18 protein-coding genes are annotated in these 17,600 nt (G+C 33.6%); 15 read left to right on the forward strand and 3 right to left on the reverse strand.

Annotated features, from left to right (window positions below):
- The first annotated feature begins 34 nt into the window (after positions 1–34).
- From JN168_RS03895 to JN168_RS03910, 4 genes are all read left to right on the forward strand, one after another.
- Positions 35–1,405 carry an EVE domain-containing protein gene (locus JN168_RS03895; RefSeq protein ID WP_042739471.1) on the forward strand — a complete coding sequence of 457 codons (1,371 nt, stop codon included), beginning with the start codon at positions 35–37 and terminating at the stop codon, positions 1,403–1,405.
- Between the two features lie 250 nt (positions 1,406–1,655).
- Positions 1,656–2,039 carry a thiol-disulfide oxidoreductase DCC family protein gene (locus tag JN168_RS03900; protein ID WP_042739472.1) on the forward strand — a complete coding sequence of 128 codons (384 nt, stop codon included), beginning with the start codon at positions 1,656–1,658 and terminating at the stop codon, positions 2,037–2,039.
- A 27-nt stretch (positions 2,040–2,066) separates the two neighbouring features.
- On the forward strand, positions 2,067–2,930 hold the full coding sequence (gene rbsK / locus JN168_RS03905; RefSeq protein ID WP_042739473.1) for a ribokinase: 864 nt from the start codon (positions 2,067–2,069) through the stop codon (positions 2,928–2,930).
- A 183-nt stretch (positions 2,931–3,113) separates the two neighbouring features.
- Positions 3,114–3,560 (forward strand): Dps family protein, encoded by a 447-nt coding sequence (locus JN168_RS03910; protein WP_042739474.1) that lies wholly within the window; start codon positions 3,114–3,116, stop codon positions 3,558–3,560.
- 188 nt (positions 3,561–3,748) lie between these two features.
- On the opposite strand, the gene deoD is transcribed toward JN168_RS03910, so the two are convergent.
- The gene (deoD, locus tag JN168_RS03915; RefSeq protein WP_042739475.1) at positions 3,749–4,459 is read right to left on the reverse strand and encodes a purine-nucleoside phosphorylase; all 711 of its coding nucleotides are present in this window, start codon (positions 4,457–4,459) and stop codon (positions 3,749–3,751) included.
- Positions 4,460–4,633: 174 nt separating this feature from the next.
- Between deoD and deoC the strand changes: the two genes are divergently transcribed.
- Genes deoC through JN168_RS03935 form a run of 4 tightly spaced genes read left to right on the forward strand, consistent with a single transcriptional unit; the run spans position 4,634 to position 8,191 of the window.
- On the forward strand, positions 4,634–5,296 hold the full coding sequence (deoC, locus tag JN168_RS03920) for a deoxyribose-phosphate aldolase (protein ID WP_107512397.1): 663 nt from the start codon (positions 4,634–4,636) through the stop codon (positions 5,294–5,296).
- Positions 5,297–5,339: 43 nt separating this feature from the next.
- Positions 5,340–6,641: a pyrimidine-nucleoside phosphorylase gene (locus JN168_RS03925; RefSeq protein ID WP_107512396.1), complete on the forward strand. Its 1,302-nt coding sequence runs from the start codon at positions 5,340–5,342 to the stop codon at positions 6,639–6,641.
- Positions 6,642–6,653: 12 nt separating this feature from the next.
- Positions 6,654–7,841 carry a phosphopentomutase gene (deoB, locus tag JN168_RS03930; RefSeq protein WP_279526187.1) on the forward strand — a complete coding sequence of 396 codons (1,188 nt, stop codon included), beginning with the start codon at positions 6,654–6,656 and terminating at the stop codon, positions 7,839–7,841.
- The gene (locus JN168_RS03935; RefSeq protein ID WP_042739479.1) at positions 7,838–8,191 is read left to right on the forward strand and encodes a DoxX family protein; all 354 of its coding nucleotides are present in this window, start codon (positions 7,838–7,840) and stop codon (positions 8,189–8,191) included. The genes deoB and JN168_RS03935 overlap by 4 nt, the downstream gene beginning before the upstream one ends.
- A 497-nt stretch (positions 8,192–8,688) precedes the next feature.
- Here the strand turns inward: JN168_RS03935 and JN168_RS03940 are convergent, their stop codons facing one another.
- The gene (locus JN168_RS03940; protein WP_042739480.1) at positions 8,689–9,159 is read right to left on the reverse strand and encodes an S-ribosylhomocysteine lyase; all 471 of its coding nucleotides are present in this window, start codon (positions 9,157–9,159) and stop codon (positions 8,689–8,691) included.
- Positions 9,160–9,432: 273 nt separating this feature from the next.
- On the opposite strand from JN168_RS03940, the gene JN168_RS03945 reads away from it, so the two are divergent.
- From JN168_RS03945 to JN168_RS03955, 3 genes are all read left to right on the forward strand, one after another.
- Positions 9,433–10,617 carry a M20 family metallopeptidase gene (locus JN168_RS03945; protein ID WP_042739481.1) on the forward strand — a complete coding sequence of 395 codons (1,185 nt, stop codon included), beginning with the start codon at positions 9,433–9,435 and terminating at the stop codon, positions 10,615–10,617.
- Positions 10,614–11,810 carry an L-aspartate--L-methionine ligase LdmS gene (ldmS, locus tag JN168_RS03950; RefSeq protein WP_279526188.1) on the forward strand — a complete coding sequence of 399 codons (1,197 nt, stop codon included), beginning with the start codon at positions 10,614–10,616 and terminating at the stop codon, positions 11,808–11,810. The genes JN168_RS03945 and ldmS overlap by 4 nt, the downstream gene beginning before the upstream one ends.
- Positions 11,811–11,952: 142 nt before the next feature.
- Positions 11,953–12,618 (forward strand): DUF2750 domain-containing protein, encoded by a 666-nt coding sequence (locus tag JN168_RS03955; RefSeq protein WP_042739483.1) that lies wholly within the window; start codon positions 11,953–11,955, stop codon positions 12,616–12,618.
- A 124-nt stretch (positions 12,619–12,742) separates the two neighbouring features.
- Here JN168_RS03955 and coaW read toward each other — a convergent pair whose 3' ends face one another.
- Positions 12,743–13,540, reverse strand: a complete 798-nt coding sequence (gene coaW / locus JN168_RS03960; RefSeq protein WP_042739484.1) for a type II pantothenate kinase — start codon at positions 13,538–13,540, stop codon at positions 12,743–12,745.
- A gap of 90 nt (positions 13,541–13,630) precedes the next feature.
- Here coaW and JN168_RS03965 point away from each other — a divergent pair, with 90 nt between their 5' ends.
- The 4 genes from JN168_RS03965 (at position 13,631) to JN168_RS03980 (ending at position 17,529) form a co-directional block, all read left to right on the forward strand.
- Complete coding sequence (locus tag JN168_RS03965) at positions 13,631–14,002, forward strand: VOC family protein (protein ID WP_042739485.1); 372 nt, start codon at positions 13,631–13,633, stop codon at positions 14,000–14,002.
- A gap of 73 nt (positions 14,003–14,075) precedes the next feature.
- On the forward strand, positions 14,076–14,936 hold the full coding sequence (locus tag JN168_RS03970; protein ID WP_042739486.1) for a GNAT family N-acetyltransferase: 861 nt from the start codon (positions 14,076–14,078) through the stop codon (positions 14,934–14,936).
- A 110-nt stretch (positions 14,937–15,046) separates the two neighbouring features.
- The gene (gene rpoE, locus JN168_RS03975; RefSeq protein WP_042739487.1) at positions 15,047–15,592 is read left to right on the forward strand and encodes a DNA-directed RNA polymerase subunit delta; all 546 of its coding nucleotides are present in this window, start codon (positions 15,047–15,049) and stop codon (positions 15,590–15,592) included.
- Positions 15,593–15,918: 326 nt separating this feature from the next.
- Positions 15,919–17,529 carry a CTP synthase gene (locus JN168_RS03980; RefSeq protein ID WP_042739488.1) on the forward strand — a complete coding sequence of 537 codons (1,611 nt, stop codon included), beginning with the start codon at positions 15,919–15,921 and terminating at the stop codon, positions 17,527–17,529.
- Positions 17,530–17,600 lie beyond the last annotated feature (71 nt).

The following is a 17,600-nucleotide window of genomic DNA, read 5'->3' on the forward strand; positions in this document are numbered from 1 at the left end:
ATAGAATTTATAAATTAAGATAAGGAGCATCTAAATGGCAGAGGAAACGAGTTATTTTTGGTTGAATTGCGGATACAATCGCTGGAATCATAACGAACCATTAGTAGGGCAAACCACATTATTTGAATCAGGTGCACAATTTAGTCCTTCACAAGGTTTCCGATCATTCAAACAAGCAAAAATAGGTGACTATGTTATATTTTATCAAGTTCAGATGGATACTGGTTTATTAGGCTTTGGTCAAATTACTAGTGTGCAGACTGGCGCGCAAAACAAAATTAGAGTGCATTTTCAATTACAAGAGCAACTTAAACCATTGACTGCAGACTATTTAAAGCGTAGTGAGCAATTGGAATTTAGAATGAGCAATATGAAAGAAACATTGTTTAATCAAATTACTAAAGATGAATTTGATTTGATTGTTAGTCTTGGAAAAGGTGAAACAAAAGTGCCTAGATACTTTTTTGTTTCCGAAGAAGAAGAATACGAACCTGAGTCTACACACACAATTTTCACTCATACATATAATGGCATTAAACGTAATGGCTATCATTTTTACACACAATTAGAAATTGGAGATCAGTTAGTTTTTTATAATAGAAAAAAAGATCAATCTGTAATAGGCGTTGGTGAAGTAAGTCGACATATTCATGAAAAACCGCCAATTCCGGGTAGAACGAATAGCACGGCAATTGAAATTTATTTCGACAAGGCAATTGAACCTGTTTCATTGGGCACGTTAAATAAACATCCAAAATTAAAAAATCTATATTTCTTACAAGAAAATGCCAAACAAGCTATTGCCAGTATGTCAAAAACACAATTTGAAGCAATCATAGAAATGAGTGAGAATGACGGCTTAAAATCACAATTTGAAATGGTTAAAAATGAACAGGTTATTGATACACAAAGTGAGGATTTGAAACCATTTATACTATTGGTTGCCGATAAAGGGGAAGGTTTACAAGCAGCGGAAGATTTATTACAAAAGACAAATGCTAATCCGGTATTGGTTGCTGGACATCCGGACTTTTCAGAGGATATGTTGTATGGTAAATATTTACCTAATGAATCGGGTGCACTATATTATCGTGAGGGCTTTATTACTAATTTAATGCCGAGAAAAGATAAAAGTTATTTAGTGATTGATAACTTTAATCGTGTGGATCCAGATATTTTTCAGACATACATTAATGTGTTAGAAGGTTATGAAATGACAATGCCTAGATATAATAAAGAAGGTAATATGATTAAATGGTCGAGACAGAAAGACTCATATTATCACTTTAATCCGAATTGGCATATTGTAGGTATCACATATGATGACTTAAACGAAATTAAACATAAGTATACTGAGCAATTCTTGAAATATACAAGGATTGTAAAAGTTAAGCAAGACGATTAAATTAAATAGAATGATTTAAATTGAACTTACCACTGTCCTAATTTGGCTTGTTTTAAATAGAGCTAATCACATTATGGCGACGTGGTAAGTTTTTTTATTGTGTCGGAGCTAATCAAAATGAAAGATTAACACTTAGAAAATCATATTATGATTTATTATTATAGTTTTAGGATATAATAGAGGTATGAAGAAATAATATTCAAGTGGTATTGAAATTTCAAATTTCAAATTTCAAATAGGGGTGAAATAGATGCCAATAATTTATTATGATGGAACGTGTGTATATTGTTATAATTATGCGATTTGGTTAATACAAAACGGTCTGTCGAAACGCTATGAATTTGCGCAATTACAAGGAGAAACGGCGCAACATTTATTTGAGAATTATCCAGAAGCTGATGTGAAAAATAGTGTGATTTTGCAAAATGGTGATCAATTTGAATTTAAATCAGATGCGATTGCAACATTAATTACTTCACTGACAGGATATAAATGGTTGGGCATATTACTCAGATTAACACCCAAATTTTTAAGAGAGTTCGGTTATAATACGTTTGCAAACAATAGAAATCGTATGTGGAAGACACATTGGCATAAACCAAATAAATATGAACAATCATTTTTTATTGACTAATGAGTAATGACAACGGAGGAAAGACAAATGGGAAATATAATTGTAATAGGAAGTGCATCGATTGATTTAGTTGTAAAGACAGATATTATTCCAGAAGCTGGAGAGACAGTTATGGGGTCATCATTTTTTACAACGCCAGGAGGGAAAGGTGCGAACCAAGCGGTGGCAGCAGCTCGTCTAAGCGATCAAGTTTATATGATTGGTGCAGTAGGCGATGATGACTATGGACAACAAATACTAAGCAACTTAAAAGAAAATAATGTAGATACACAATTTATGGACGTCATAGATAATGAAAGTTCTGGTACTGCACATATCACATTATACGATAATGATAATAGAATTATTGTCGTACCTGCGGCGAATCAATATGTTACTGCAGAGCGAGTGTTACCAAAATTAGCACAATTCCAAGCAGGTGATATTATACTCATGCAACATGAGATACCTGAGGAAACAATCGAAGCGGTCGTAGATTACGCAGTACAGCATCAAATAAAGGTGATGCTTAATCCAGCACCATATCGTAAATTGCAGCAAGACATTTTAGATAAGGTGACTTGGTTAACCCCGAACGAAACAGAGAGTGAATTACTGTTTGATAATCAAGTAGACAGTGCTTTGCAATCATATCCAAGGAAGTTGATAGTTACAAAGGGTGCTGACGGTGCCGTCTTTTTTGATGGATCTCTACAAAAAGTACCAGGATTCAAAAAGGAAGTAATTGATACAACTGGTGCAGGCGATACATTTAATGGTGCATTAGCAGTTGCGCTAAATGATAATAAGACATTAGAAAAAGCCGTAGATTTTGCGAATTTAGCAGGCAGTTTTTCAGTGACTGGTTTGGGTGCTCAAGGTGCAATGCCATACAGAAAAGACTTAGATTAACAACTCGATTTTAGGGTAAATGACTATTGTGTGACAACCACACATTCAGATTATAATAATTCTAATTTAAGTAGGTCAAACACTTTACAGATTATAATTATTATAATATAATAGTTAATGTAATCAATAGAGAGATAAGCCTATTAGAAAGGCAAAGTAATAATATTAAGGAGAGGTTATATAATGGCAAATAATCAAGAAGTAGTAACAGTATTAAATCAACAAGTGGCAAACTGGACTGTAGCATTTACTAAATTACACAACTTCCATTGGTATGTTAAAGGACCAAACTTCTTTTCATTACACACTAAATTTGAAGAGTTATATGATGAAGCAAGTGGATATGTAGATGATTTAGCTGAACGTATTTTAGCTGTTGGAGGAAATCCAGTTGCAACATTAAAAGAAAGTTTAGAACTTTCAATTATTGATGAAGCAGGTAAAGGCTATAAAGCAGAAGAAATGGTAGAAGAATTATCTAAAGACTTTACTAATGTATCAAAACAATTAGAAGAAGCAATTGAAGTTGCGTCTAAAGCAGAAGATGATGTGACTGAAGATATGTTTATCGGTATGCAAACAAACATTGAAAAACATAACTGGATGTTAAAATCATACCTAGCTCAATAATAGATAGAATATTATATAATGTATTGCAAATGCCTTATGAATGGTGCTATTTAGCCTGTTCATAAGGCTTTTTTCTACAAATAAAAAACTATGAAGAAATCAAACGTTATAGATTTCTTCATAGTTTAACTGTTTATTAAATATGGTTAGGTATTAATATCCTAAGCACATAGTGATTGGAATGCGAATTATTCAGCTATCTCTAAAGCAATTTCCATCATTTGAGTAAATGAATTTTGACGTTCTTCGGCAGTTGTCGCTTCATCTCTTAATATATGATCACTTACTGTAAAGACGCCTAGTGCTTTTTTGTTAGCGTAAGTAGCATTTAGATACAATGCAGCTGATTCCATTTCAATTCCTAAGATACCCATACGTTGCCATCTTTCATTAAATGTTGAATCTGCATTGTAGAATGTATCAGAAGATAAGATATTACCTACATGTGACTTTGCACCAATTTCATCTGCTTTTTGTTTTGCTTTTAAAATTAAATCAAAGTCTGCTAATGGCGCATAATGTCCAGGAATATTGTATTGATCTACATAGCTTGAGTTTGTTGAAGCACCTTGAGCTATAATGATGTCATAAAGATTGACATTTTCTTGTAATGCGCCACAAGAACCAATTCGAATAATCGTGTCTACATCAAAGAAATTATATAATTCATAAGAATAGATACCGATACTAGGAATACCCATTCCAGATCCCATAACTGATACTTCTTTACCCTTATATGTACCTGTGTATCCAAACATATTTCTTACTTCGTTGAATTGCTCTACATTTTCTAAATAATTGTCGGCAATGTATTTTGCACGTAATGGATCCCCTGGCATTAATACTGTTTTAGCTATTTTAGTCCCATTAGGTTGAATATGAGGTGTTCCTTTTGTCATAATCATCTTCTCCTTTAAATTCTTTATCAAAATAAAGATAACATTTGTTTATTATTTTTGCGAATTTTTGTAGTATAGAGGTAAAGGGAAAGGCAATAAATCAAGTAAAAATTTACTTTTAACAATTTAAGTGAAGATAAATATTACTTTAAACAAAATTTAGGAGGATTCTAAATGAATTACGCAAAATATATAGACCACACATTATTAAAACCTGAGGCGACAAAGGATCAAATTGATAAATTAATTTCAGAAGCAAAAGAATATAATTTCAAATCAATTTGTATCAATCCAACACATGTGCAATATGCTGCAGAACAATTAACTGACAGTGATGTCTTAGTTTGTACTGTAATTGGTTTCCCATTAGGAGCAACAACAACAGAAACTAAAATCTTTGAAACTGAAGATGTCATCAAAAAAGGTGCTTCTGAAGTAGATATGGTAATTAATATTGGCGCATTAAAAGATGGGAATTATGATTTAGTTCAAAAGGATATTGAAGGCGTAGTAGGCGCTGCTAACGGAAAAACTGTCAAAGTGATTATTGAAACTTGTTTATTAACTGATGAAGAAAAAGTAAAAGCATCTGAATTAAGTAAAGCAGCTGGTGCTGATTTTGTTAAGACATCTACTGGTTTTGCAGGAGGAGGCGCTACACCTGAAGATGTTAAATTAATGAAAGATACTGTTGGAGATGCACTCGAAGTTAAAGCATCAGGAGGCGTTAGAAATCTTGAAGACTTTAATAAAATGATTGAAGCTGGAGCGACACGCATTGGTGCAAGCGCAGGTATCCAAATCATCCAAGGTCTAGAAAGTGATTCTGATTACTAATTATATTTTCAATTTATTGTTGAAATAAGGGAGGTCTACACATATGAGAATGGTAGATTTAATTGAAAAGAAACGTGATGGCCAAGCGCTAACAGAAGAAGAAATTAATTTCTTTATTGAAGGTTATACTAAAGGGGATATACCAGATTATCAAGCTTCTAGTTTAGCCATGGCAGTGTATTTTCAAGATATGAATGAAGCAGAAAGAGCAGCGTTAACTATGGCAATGGTTAATTCAGGAGATGTTATTGATTTATCCAATATTAATGGTGTGAAAGTGGATAAACATTCTACTGGTGGTGTCGGTGATACGACTACGCTTGTACTTGCACCATTGGTTGCTGCAGTAGGTGTACCAGTTGCAAAAATGAGTGGTAGAGGATTAGGACATACAGGCGGTACCATTGATAAATTAGAGTCAATTGAGGGCTTTCATGTTGAAATTTCGGAAGAGAAATTTGTAAAGTTAGTAAATGAAGATAAAGTAGCTGTAATTGGTCAAACTGGGAACTTAACACCCGCTGATAAAAAATTGTATGGCTTACGTGATGTAACAGGTACAGTGAATTCTATACCATTAATTGCATCATCTATCATGAGTAAAAAAATAGCAGCCGGTGCTGACGCGATTGTCCTCGATGTCAAAACAGGTAACGGTGCATTTATGAAGACATTAGAAGATGCAGAATCTTTAGCACGTGCGATGGTGAATATTGGCAATAATGTAGGTAGAAATACGATGGCCATTATATCAGACATGGGTCAACCCCTAGGTAATGCGATTGGCAATGCATTAGAAGTCAAAGAAGCAATTGAAACATTACAAGGTCAAGGACCAAAAGACCTAACTGATTTAGTATTAACGTTAGGTTCGCAAATGGTAGTTGTTGGAGGGAAAGCACAAGACTTAGCAGAAGCGCGTACTTTACTTGAAAATGCAATTGCTGACGGATCGGCACTAGCACGCTTTAAAACATTTATTGAAAATCAAGACGGTGATGGATCAGTAGTAGATGATGTATCAAAATTACCGCAAGCACAATATCAAATTGACTACCCAGCTACAAAGTCAGGGGTCGTAACGGAAATTGTAGCAAACGAAGTAGGTGTTGCATCAATGATGCTCGGAGCAGGTCGTCAAACGAAAGAGGACGATATTGATTTGAGTGTAGGCATTGTCTTGAATAAAAAAGTTGGAGATAAGGTAAAAGCTGGTGAATCATTATTAACAATACACAGTAATCGCGAACAAGTAGATGATGTTATTGAGAAGTTAAACGCGAGCATTACCATAAGTGATAGCGGTAAAGCACCAACATTAATTCACAAAGTAATTACTGAATAGGAGTGAAACACAATGACGACACCTTTTAACAGAGTACATTTAATAGTTATGGATTCGGTTGGTATAGGCGAAGGTCCGGATGCTAAAGCATTTAATGATGAGGGGAGCCATACTTTAAAGCATACACTTGAAGGATTTGATCAAACATTACCTAATTTACAACAATTAGGATTAGGAAATATCGAAGCTTTGCCAGTCGTTGACAAAGTTGATAAACCACTAGCTTTTTACACAAAAATGAGTGAAGCATCAGTAGGTAAGGATACAATGACAGGTCATTGGGAAATAATGGGCTTAAATATTATGCAACCATTTAAAGTTTATCCAGAAGGCTTTCCAGAGGAACTCGTTTCAGAAATTGAACGGTTAACTGGACGTAAAGTCGTTGCGAATAAACCAGCTTCAGGTACTCAAATCATTGATGAGTGGGGAGAACATCAAATGAAGACAGGCGATTTAATCGTTTATACTTCAGCTGACCCTGTATTGCAAATCGCTGCTCATGAAGAAGTTATTCCATTAGAAGAACTTTATGACATATGTGAAAAAGTGCGTGAATTAACTAAAGATCCTAAATATTTGATTGGTAGAATTATTGCTCGTCCATATGTCGGAGAGCCAGGCGCGTTTAAACGTACATCAAACCGACATGATTATGCTTTAAAACCATTCGGTCGTACAGTGATGAATGAATTAAGTGATAGTGGTTATGATGTTATTGCACTGGGTAAAATCAATGATATTTATGACGGCGAAGGTGTGACCGAAGCGGTTCGTACTAAAGATAATATGGATGGTATGGATAAATTAATTGAAACAGTTCAAAAAGACTTTACAGGATTGAGTTTCTTAAACTTAGTAGACTTTGATGCACTGTATGGCCACAGACGCGATAAGCCAGGCTATGCACAAGCGATTAAAGACTTCGATGAGCGTTTACTTGAACTAATGAAATATTTACGAGAAGATGATTTAGTGATTATTACAGCAGATCATGGTAATGATCCGACTGCGGATGGTACGGATCATACAAGGGAATATATTCCAGTATTGATGTATAGTCCTAAATTCCAACAAGGTCATGAATTGTCTGTAGACGATACATTTAGTTCAATAGGCGCGACAATCGCTGATAACTTTGGGGTAGCACTTCCGAAGTTTGGTAAAAGCTATTTAAAAGAAATGGGCGTTGAAAAATGAAACGACTTTTAAGTATCGTGTTCGGTTTAGCTTTTTCATTTGTAGGCGTATTACATTTTAAAAATGAGGCTAATTTCACACGAATTGTACCAGCATATTTACCATTTAAACGAACAGCTGTTATAGTAACAGGGATAATAGAGTGTATTTTTGGCATATTATTATTGATTAAACAACCAACTACACGTTTGAAAAATGCAATTTCCGCGTTCTTATTGGCAGTATTCCCTGCAAATATTTATATGGCGCGTAAACAATTGCCTTTAGGGGATAAGACGCTTTCGCCTTGGGCATTATATCTACGTTTACCAATGCAGTTTCTATTCATTGGCATAATTCGTAAATTATAGAAACGAATGTATTAAATAATAAAGAAAGGTATGCAAAGACTTAATTAAGTCACGCATACCTTTCTTTGTGTTTTTCTAAAATAATCAAAATTTACGAGTAGAAATGAGATTATGTCACTTATTTCAACAGCATAGAGACATTAATGTACAATAAGACGAGATAATTGATGAAAGTATATGATAAGAAAAAATTTGTAGTTGAGTTTATTAAGGTGATGGTAATTTAAAAGTCACAAATGTTTTCAATGTATTTTGACGAGACTCCTGTTGTAGGACGAGCTGAAGACTACAGGGTGAAACTTTCCCCTAGGAAAGCGAGCCAACAATACGAATAAGATGAATAAAAATAAGCACTCAGATAAATTAAATTATCTGAGTGCTATTTTTCTGGAATTTATGTTCCAGGGTGGTCTTAGTAATGCTTAGAGCAGTCTCACGATCAAGATGTATATGACTCGGTAATTATTTGGAGTTATATACTTTATAGCGTGAAATGATTATTTATTTTCACCATAAACATCGTTCCATTCTGAACGTTTGTCTAAAAAGGCTTGCGCTATTTCTTTGGCACCTTCTAATGAATGACTCGCTGCCCATCCACATTGGACCTCATTACAAGCAGGTACTTCTGTAGCTGCTAATACATCTTTAATTGTTAATTCGATGATATTTAACACATCATTATAATCATCATGGTTAATGAATGAAACATAAAATCCAGTTTGACAACCCATTGGACTTAGATCGACAACTTTATCAGAATGATTTCTAATATTTTCAGCCATTAGATGTTCTAATGAGTGAAGGCCAGGCATCTCCATATGCTCTTTGTTTGGTTGTTTGAAACGAATATCATACTTATGAATGACATCGCCATTGGCACCTTCCATTTTTCCTGCAAGTCTTACAAAAGGCGCATCAACAATTGTATGATCTAAATTAAAACTTTCAACGTTCATTTTTGGCATTATGCTTCCTCCTAAAATCTTAATAAAGTTATTGTAACAAGATGAACCTGCTTTTACAATTTGTTAAATGTGGTATAGAGACTAATACAAAAGTAAAAATGTTTTAAATTTCAGAAAATTAATGACAGAATACAATAAAGCCGATAGAATAAGTAATAATTAAAAGTGTTTTGTACACTTGATTAGATAATTAAATGAATTGGTATTGCATATAATTTCTTAAAATTTAAGTAATAACTAGCTCGTAGTAATGTGGAAAGTAGGGTTTCAGCAATGGAAAATAAACAAAATATTTTAGATTATATAGAAAATGAAAAGAATAAATATATAGAATTAAGCCATCAAATACATCAAAGACCAGAACTTGGTAATGAAGAAATTTTTGCATCTCGAACATTAATTGAGCAATTAAATCGCCATAATTTTGAGGTAGAGACTGATATTGCAGGTCATGCTACAGGGTTTATAGCTAAATATGATTCATCGAAACCCGGTCCGACAATTGGTTATCTAGCGGAATATGATGCTTTGCCGGGGCTAGGCCATGCATGTGGACACAATATAATTGGAACAGCAAGCGTATTAGCTGGGATAGCCTTAAAGCAAGTGATAGATAAAGTTGGGGGACAAGTGATTGTCTTGGGCTGTCCTGCCGAAGAAGGTGGAGAGAATGGTAGTGCCAAAGCATCATATGTTAAGGAGGGCATTATTGATGAATTAGATATCGCATTAATGGTGCATCCAGGTAATGAAACGTATCGTACGATAAATACTCTAGCAGTAGATGTGCTAGATATTAAGTTCTATGGTAAGAGTACACATGCATCTGAAAATGCACATGAAGCAAGAAATGCTTTAGATGCAATGATTTCTTATTTTAATGGTGTGGCGCAATTGAGACAACACATTAAAAAGAGTCAACGTGTACATGGAGTAATTTTAGATGGAGGAAAGGCAGCAAATATTATTCCAGATTTCACACATGCAAGATTTTATACTAGAGCAACAACTAGAAAAGATTTAGACGTCTTAACTGAAAGAGTTGGTCAAATTGCGAGAGGTGCAGCGATTCAAACGGGTTGTGACTATGAATTTGGCCCAATTCAAAATGGTGTGAATGAATTTGTAAAAACTTCAAAGTTAGACGATTTATTCGCAAAATATGCGACTGAAATGGGTGAAGCCGTTATTGATGATGATTTCGGATATGGTTCAACAGATACAGGAAATGTGAGTCATGTTGTACCAACGATTCATCCCCATATTAAAATAGGTTCTCGAAATCTAGTTGGTCACACACACCGCTTTAGAGAAGCAGCAGGTAGTACACACGGTGATCAAGCATTAATTCGAGGCGCAAAAATATTATCCTTAATGGGCTTAGAATTAATAGAAGATAGCGCACTATTTAAAGAAATTGTTGAACAACATCAATTTATAAAGGAGCACAAAAAATGACAAAACAAAGTTCTCTAAGACCTAAAATAACACTTAGTGATCTTTATGATTCAAATATAGTATATACGTCTCGTCCATCATATATTTCAAATCCGTGGTTAGAGCCAGAAGAACACCAATCTAATTTTTTAACTGGTAGAGAATTATTGATTGCTAATCAAATGCCTGTGATTGTACATGAAGCGAGTGTTACAGAAAATTTAGCACAATTATTTCAATTAATTGGTCAAGATATGCCTAGTAATATTTATAAATTTAACGATAAATCTAGTTATGAACAATTACTAGCTACGTTAGCGCAAAGTCTTGATAAAAAAATTTATTTTCAATATATACATGATGAAGCGATATTGAAAAAACACTACTATGCATTGAATAAAGATATATTTGTTGCTTTAAATAATAAATCTCGTATACCAGAGTGGACGAATAATAAATATTTGCCAAAACGAGAAGTAGTGAATATAGAGGACTTTGAACAAGCAATCAAGCATTGGGAGTTTCCATTTGTTTTAAAACCAGGTGATGATCTACCTACAGCTGGTGGTTATGGTGTAATGATTTGTTATAATCAAACAGATTTAGATAAGGCATCCAAACGAATCGAGAAGGCTAAAAGCGAAACAGACACAATCATAATTGAACAGAAAATTGAAGCAGTTGCAAACTATTGTGTGCAATTTGCATATACACCGAAACTCGGTGTGCAATATATTGGAACATCACAACAACTGACTGACAAATACGGTCATTATAATGGTAATTTGAATGTTCAAGATGTACCAAAGAAAGTGATACAAGCTGGTAAAGAAATTATGGAAATCGGTGTTGCTCAAGGATATTATGGTGTTGCAGGCTTTGACTTATTAGAGGATGCACAGGGTGATATTTTTGCGATTGATTTGAATTTCAGACAAAATGGTTCTACAAGTATGTTATTACTCGAACCGATTTTAACCCAAGGATTCCATAAGTTTTATAGTTATATTTCACCGGGGGATAATAAACATTTCTTTGATACGATTGTAAAGTATATTAAAAAAGGCGTGTTATTTCCGTTATCATACTATGATGGTGATTGGTACACAGAAGAGCAAGTGAGTTCAAGATTTGGTTGTATTTGGCACGGTGAATCACAAAGTCAAATAGAAAAATTAGAATTACAGTTCCTTGAAGATTTAAAAAAAGGATAAATATGAGATAATGTATTTTAATGTGAATCAAAACATTTGCTATGTCATGTTTATAAATACTAATTGAGGTGTTTGACTGTATTATATATGTCATTTATATTTTGATTAGATTAAAAATATAAAATGAAATGAAGGTGTTAGGATGTCCTATAAAGAAAATTCATTTTATCAAGATATTTTGGTAAGTGAGTGCTTTTATGTTGCAACGGAAGCAAAGCAATTAGTCAGTTATGAAATACTAGGTGAGTCACGCGTGTGTTTGTGGAGTGACAAGTCATTAGCTCAACCATTCCTTGATGCTAAAGATATTGCGTTTGATAAAGTAAAGAAAATTGATGTGGATCGATTTGTTACTTATGAATTAGATGATATATTTAACGAAGGAGATCAAGTGTTGGTCAATCCAACTTCGAAATCAGATGGTGATTTAATAGATGTCGTGAAAGTTAGTGATGAATTAATGTCTGATTTAGATAGTATACGTTTGAAGGAATTTGCTAAAGATGTAGCAAAAGAGGATGCAGTTTTTGGATTATCTGAAAAGGGTGCAAAGCAATTTGCATTAATTAGTGACGATGAACATCAAAGGCCACATATTATGCCCGTATGGAGTATAAAAAGTAGAGCGGAAAAAGTCCGTCGAGAAGACTTTGACAATCTTGAATTAGTTGAGATTGAAGGCGCTGTTTTTGATGAGTGGTTAGATACGTTAAGAGATGATGATAAAGCTGTAGCTATTGATTTGAAACCTGGTGTAGTGGGTACCGTTGTTTCAGCGCAAAAAGTGATTGATCAACTTGCGCTATAGAACGAGTAATTACGAAATTGAAATATGATGATTTGAATGATGTCTTATATAATTTATTTATAAAAAATTAAGGTCAACAAACGTATCTGGAATGTCTCAGATACGTTTGTTGACCTGTTTCGTTTTATAGATGAAGTGCACCAAGAGCACCAGAAAAAGCACCATGTTCAATGTAATAAGGTTTGAATCCTCGTAATACAGTATAATCTTCAATAACGTGTCGTAATAGTTGATTATTGATAAACGTTGAGCCAATATAAGCGACATTTTCGGTTTTGTGTTCTCGTGCTACTGTAATAGCCATCGTTGTAATTGCTTCACCCACTACACCAATTACAGAAGAAAGTTTATCGGCATCGGTAAATGATTTATCCAAGTTATGTAAGACATTACCGAAATTAGCTGCCGTTAAATCTCCTGGAATAGGAGGTTGAGTGTTTTTATAGATATGTTTTACCTTTAAATCGATGATATCTCTATTGCCATCTTGAGCAGTATCCGTCAATAACTGATAATCTTGAATGCCAGTTAATAAATAACCTAAACCTTGAATCATACCGCCACCGGTACCTACACCACCAACACGTTTTTGAGCTTTACCGTCATAATAATGAATTGACGTACCAGTCCCAACGTTAGCAAATATGTAATCATCTAGTTGATGGCCTTGTTCAGTTAATAATATATTTAATCCGACAGCCGAAGCATCGAATTCAACAAATATATTAGATTCGCATTTAAGTTGTTGTTGAATTGTAGCAGCCTGACCACCAGTTAAACTGATACGCTCTGCATCAATTGAATTTAACCATTCTATAACTTGATCAATCTCAGTCGTTAGCTTTGTATTATATGAACGTTTGCCATTCTCGTCTTGAACTATTTTTATTAATGTGCCCCCAGCATCAATGCCTATTTTCATAATGGTATTCCCCCAAATATTTTCATTCTTACTTATAGTATAATAAAATATAAGAAAATCAAATATGAAAGTAAAGGGAGCGATTGATTTATGATGCAATTAAGTCCTTACATTATTGTTGATGATGTAGAAGAAGCGTTAGATTTCTATAAAACGGCATTTAGTGGAGAAATAAAGATATTAAATGAAACGAATGGACGTTTGTTACATGCTGAATTACATGTAAGTGATGATGTAGTATTACATATTTCTAGCAGTTATGGTCGACCAACGTCTAACGATAATACCAATATTATTTTGACTTTCGATCGTTTGGAAGAACAACGTCAAGTTTACGAGGCACTCAGTGTGGAAGGGGATCCGCATATGCCATTAGATAAAACTTTCTTTAATGCCATGCATGGACAAGTCAAAGATAAATACCAAGTGAATTGGCTGATGAATTGTTTTTTAACTTCATAAAAACGGTTAGTAAGTTCATATAAGTGGTATGTTTTTGATAGATATATAAAACAGTTTAAATAGGGGATTAAATATGTTTACAAAAGAACAATTTGAAGATATTACAGTGCAGGTGTATGAAGATAAATACAAAGAAGCACTCTATGATTTTGAATTAAGTGAGCGCCAGCAAATTTATTCATCTCTGCCAAAGGATGTATTAGATGAAGCGTTAGAGGATGATGATAGAATAGCGAACATTGCATTAAACAGTGATGGAGAAGTGGTAGGTTTCTTTGTACTACACCAATATTATCAACATGAAGGTTACGATACACCAAATCAAGTTGTATATGTTCGCTCATTATCCATTAATGAAAAATATCAAGGCTGTGGATACGGAACTAAAATGATGATGTATTTACCGCAATATGTGCAAATCTTATTTCCGAACTTTAATCATTTGTATTTAGTGGTTGACGCAGAAAATAAAGGTGCTTGGAATGTATACGAGCGCGCAGGATTTATGCATGCTGCAACGAAAGAAGAAGGTCCGATTGGTAAAGAAAGATTGTATTATTTAGATTTAGACTCTAAATATGTTTCATCTTTAAAATTACAAAAGAGTACAGATGAAACACCATATAATATTCATATGATAGATTTACTAAAAGATGGACAGAAAGTCGGCTTTATAGCGATTGAAAAGCATGAAAATCGTATGAATATTTCATCTATTGAAGTGAATGAAGATGAAAGACATCACGGTATTGCTGAAAGTGCATTACGCCAATTATCAACGTATATTAGAAAGCATTTTAATGATGTGGCTGTGCTGACAATCACCTTATATGGGGAACATAATGAATTAAAGCCTTTATGTATAAATAGTAATTTTGTTGAAATTGAAAGTGCTGATGATTTTATCACTTTTGAAAAATATATAAATTATTAATAGCGATTGCGAAATCAAGCATTGTCATTTATAATTTACATTTGTTATTATTACTTAAGAAAACATAGTACTGATTTGGATAAATGCCTTTGAAAGGAAGAATATATAATATGAGAATTCAAGATTATACAAAAGAAATGGTTGATGAGAAATCATTTATTGACATGGCTTACACGTTATTACACGAAAAAGGCGATACAATGAATCTGTATGATATCATTGATGAATTTAAAGCGATTGGACATTATGAAGATCACGAAATTGAAGATAGAATTGTGCAATTCTATACAGACTTAAACACTGATGGACGTTTCTTAAATATTGGTGAAAATATTTGGGGCTTACGTGACTGGTATTCAGTTGATGATATTGAAGAGAAAATTGCGCCAACTATTCAAAAATTTGATATTTTAGATGACGATGATGAAGAAGATAAAACATTGAAATTACTTGGTGAAGATGAAGCGGATGACGATGATGATATCCCTACAGTAACGGATGACCAAGAGACACTAAACGATCCTGAAGATCCAGAAGATGAAGAAGTGGACGAAGAGATTGAAGAGTCTGATATTGTAATTGATGAAGAAGATGAAGACTTAGAAGACGAAGAAGAAGAAGATGAGTACGAGGAAGATGAATTCACAGAAAATTAATTCTGCGATATTTAATTGACTTTTTTCGTGAACATGATAAAATTTTATTCGGGCTCCTTTAATTAGGACGACGTGTATAAATCATATACGCTCCCCCTTACAAATTTGTGAGAGGGAGCGATTTTTTTATTTTATAAACTAGTTAACTTATTATTTTTAATATCGTTACTTGTGTATTGGCGCTATTGTTAACGCTAAACCAATCTCCCATTAAAAATAATTTAAAAATGTAAAACATTAGATTAAAGTTTAACGATTCAATTGAAGTTAAGCATGTCAATTGCTGGTATTAATTTCTATACCATTATATTTATAGGAGGCAGAACATGACAAAATTTATTTTTGTAACTGGTGGAGTAGTTTCTTCATTAGGTAAAGGTATTACAGCAGCATCTTTAGGAAGATTGTTAAAAGATAGAGGATTGAAGGTTACAATTCAAAAATTTGATCCTTATTTAAATGTTGACCCAGGTACAATGAGTCCGTATCAACATGGTGAAGTATTTGTAACTGATGACGGTGCTGAAACAGATTTAGATTTAGGACACTATGAAAGATTTATCGATATCAACTTAAATAAATATTCAAATGTTACAGCTGGTAAAGTATATTCTCACGTATTGAAAAAAGAACGCCGTGGTGATTATTTAGGTGGTACAGTCCAAGTTATTCCACATATCACAAATGAAATTAAAGAACGCTTATTATTAGCTGGCGAAAGTACCAATGCGGATGTAGTCATTACTGAGATTGGTGGAACGACTGGTGATATTGAATCATTACCATTTATTGAAGCAATTCGTCAGATTAGAAGTGATTTAGGTAGAGAAAATGTGATGTATGTACACTGTACATTACTACCGTATATTAAAGCTGCAGGCGAAATGAAAACAAAACCAACACAACACAGTGTTAAAGAATTACGTGGTTTAGGTATTCAACCAGATTTAATTGTTGTACGTACTGAGTATGAATTAACACAAGACTTAAAAGATAAAATTGCATTATTCTGTGACATTAATAAAGCAAGTGTTATCGAATGTCGTGATGCAGATTCTTTATATGAAATTCCTTTACAATTAAGTAAACAAAATATGGATGACATCGTAATTGATCGTTTAGAGTTAGATGCAAAATATGATACACAATTAGATGAATGGCAGTACTTGTTAGATACAGTGAATAACTTAGATGGCAAAGTAACTATTGGCTTAGTAGGTAAATATGTAAGCTTGCAAGATGCTTACTTATCAGTAGTTGAATCCTTGAAACATGCAGGTTATCCATTCAAGAAAGATGTAGAGGTAAAATGGATTGACTCAAGTGAAGTGACAGATGACAATGTTGCACAATATTTAGCTGATGTTGATGGTATCCTTGTACCAGGTGGTTTTGGGTTCCGTGCAAGTGAAGGAAAAATTTCAGCAATCAAATATGCTCGTGAAAATAATGTACCATACTTTGGTATCTGCTTAGGTATGCAATTAGCTACTGTAGAATTTGCAAGAAATGTTATCGGTTTAGAAGGTGCACATTCAGCAGAATTAGATCCAAATACACCTTATCCAATCATTGATTTACTTCCAGAACAAAAGGATATAGAAGATTTAGGTGGTACATTACGCTTAGGTTTATATCCTTGTACGATTAAAGAAGGTACATTAGCACATAAAATTTATGATGCACAAAATATTGAAGAACGTCATCGTCATCGTTATGAATTTAACAATGAATATAGAGAGCAATTAGAAGAAAATGGAATGGTCTTCTCTGGTACTAGTCCAGATGGTCGATTAGTCGAAATGGTAGAAATACCAGAAAATGATTTCTTTGTGGCTTGTCAGTTCCATCCTGAGTTTTTATCAAGACCTAACCGTCCACAACAAATTTTCAGAGCATTTGTTGAAGCTTCATTGAAACATCAAAATAACAAATAACTATAATATATAGTTGAATATCTTTTGACTGTCGACCGTGTATCGGTCGGCAGTTTTTTTATAAAAATGAA

Source organism: Staphylococcus gallinarum, from assembly GCF_029774255.1.
GTDB classification, from domain to species: Bacteria; Bacillota; Bacilli; order Staphylococcales; family Staphylococcaceae; genus Staphylococcus; species Staphylococcus gallinarum.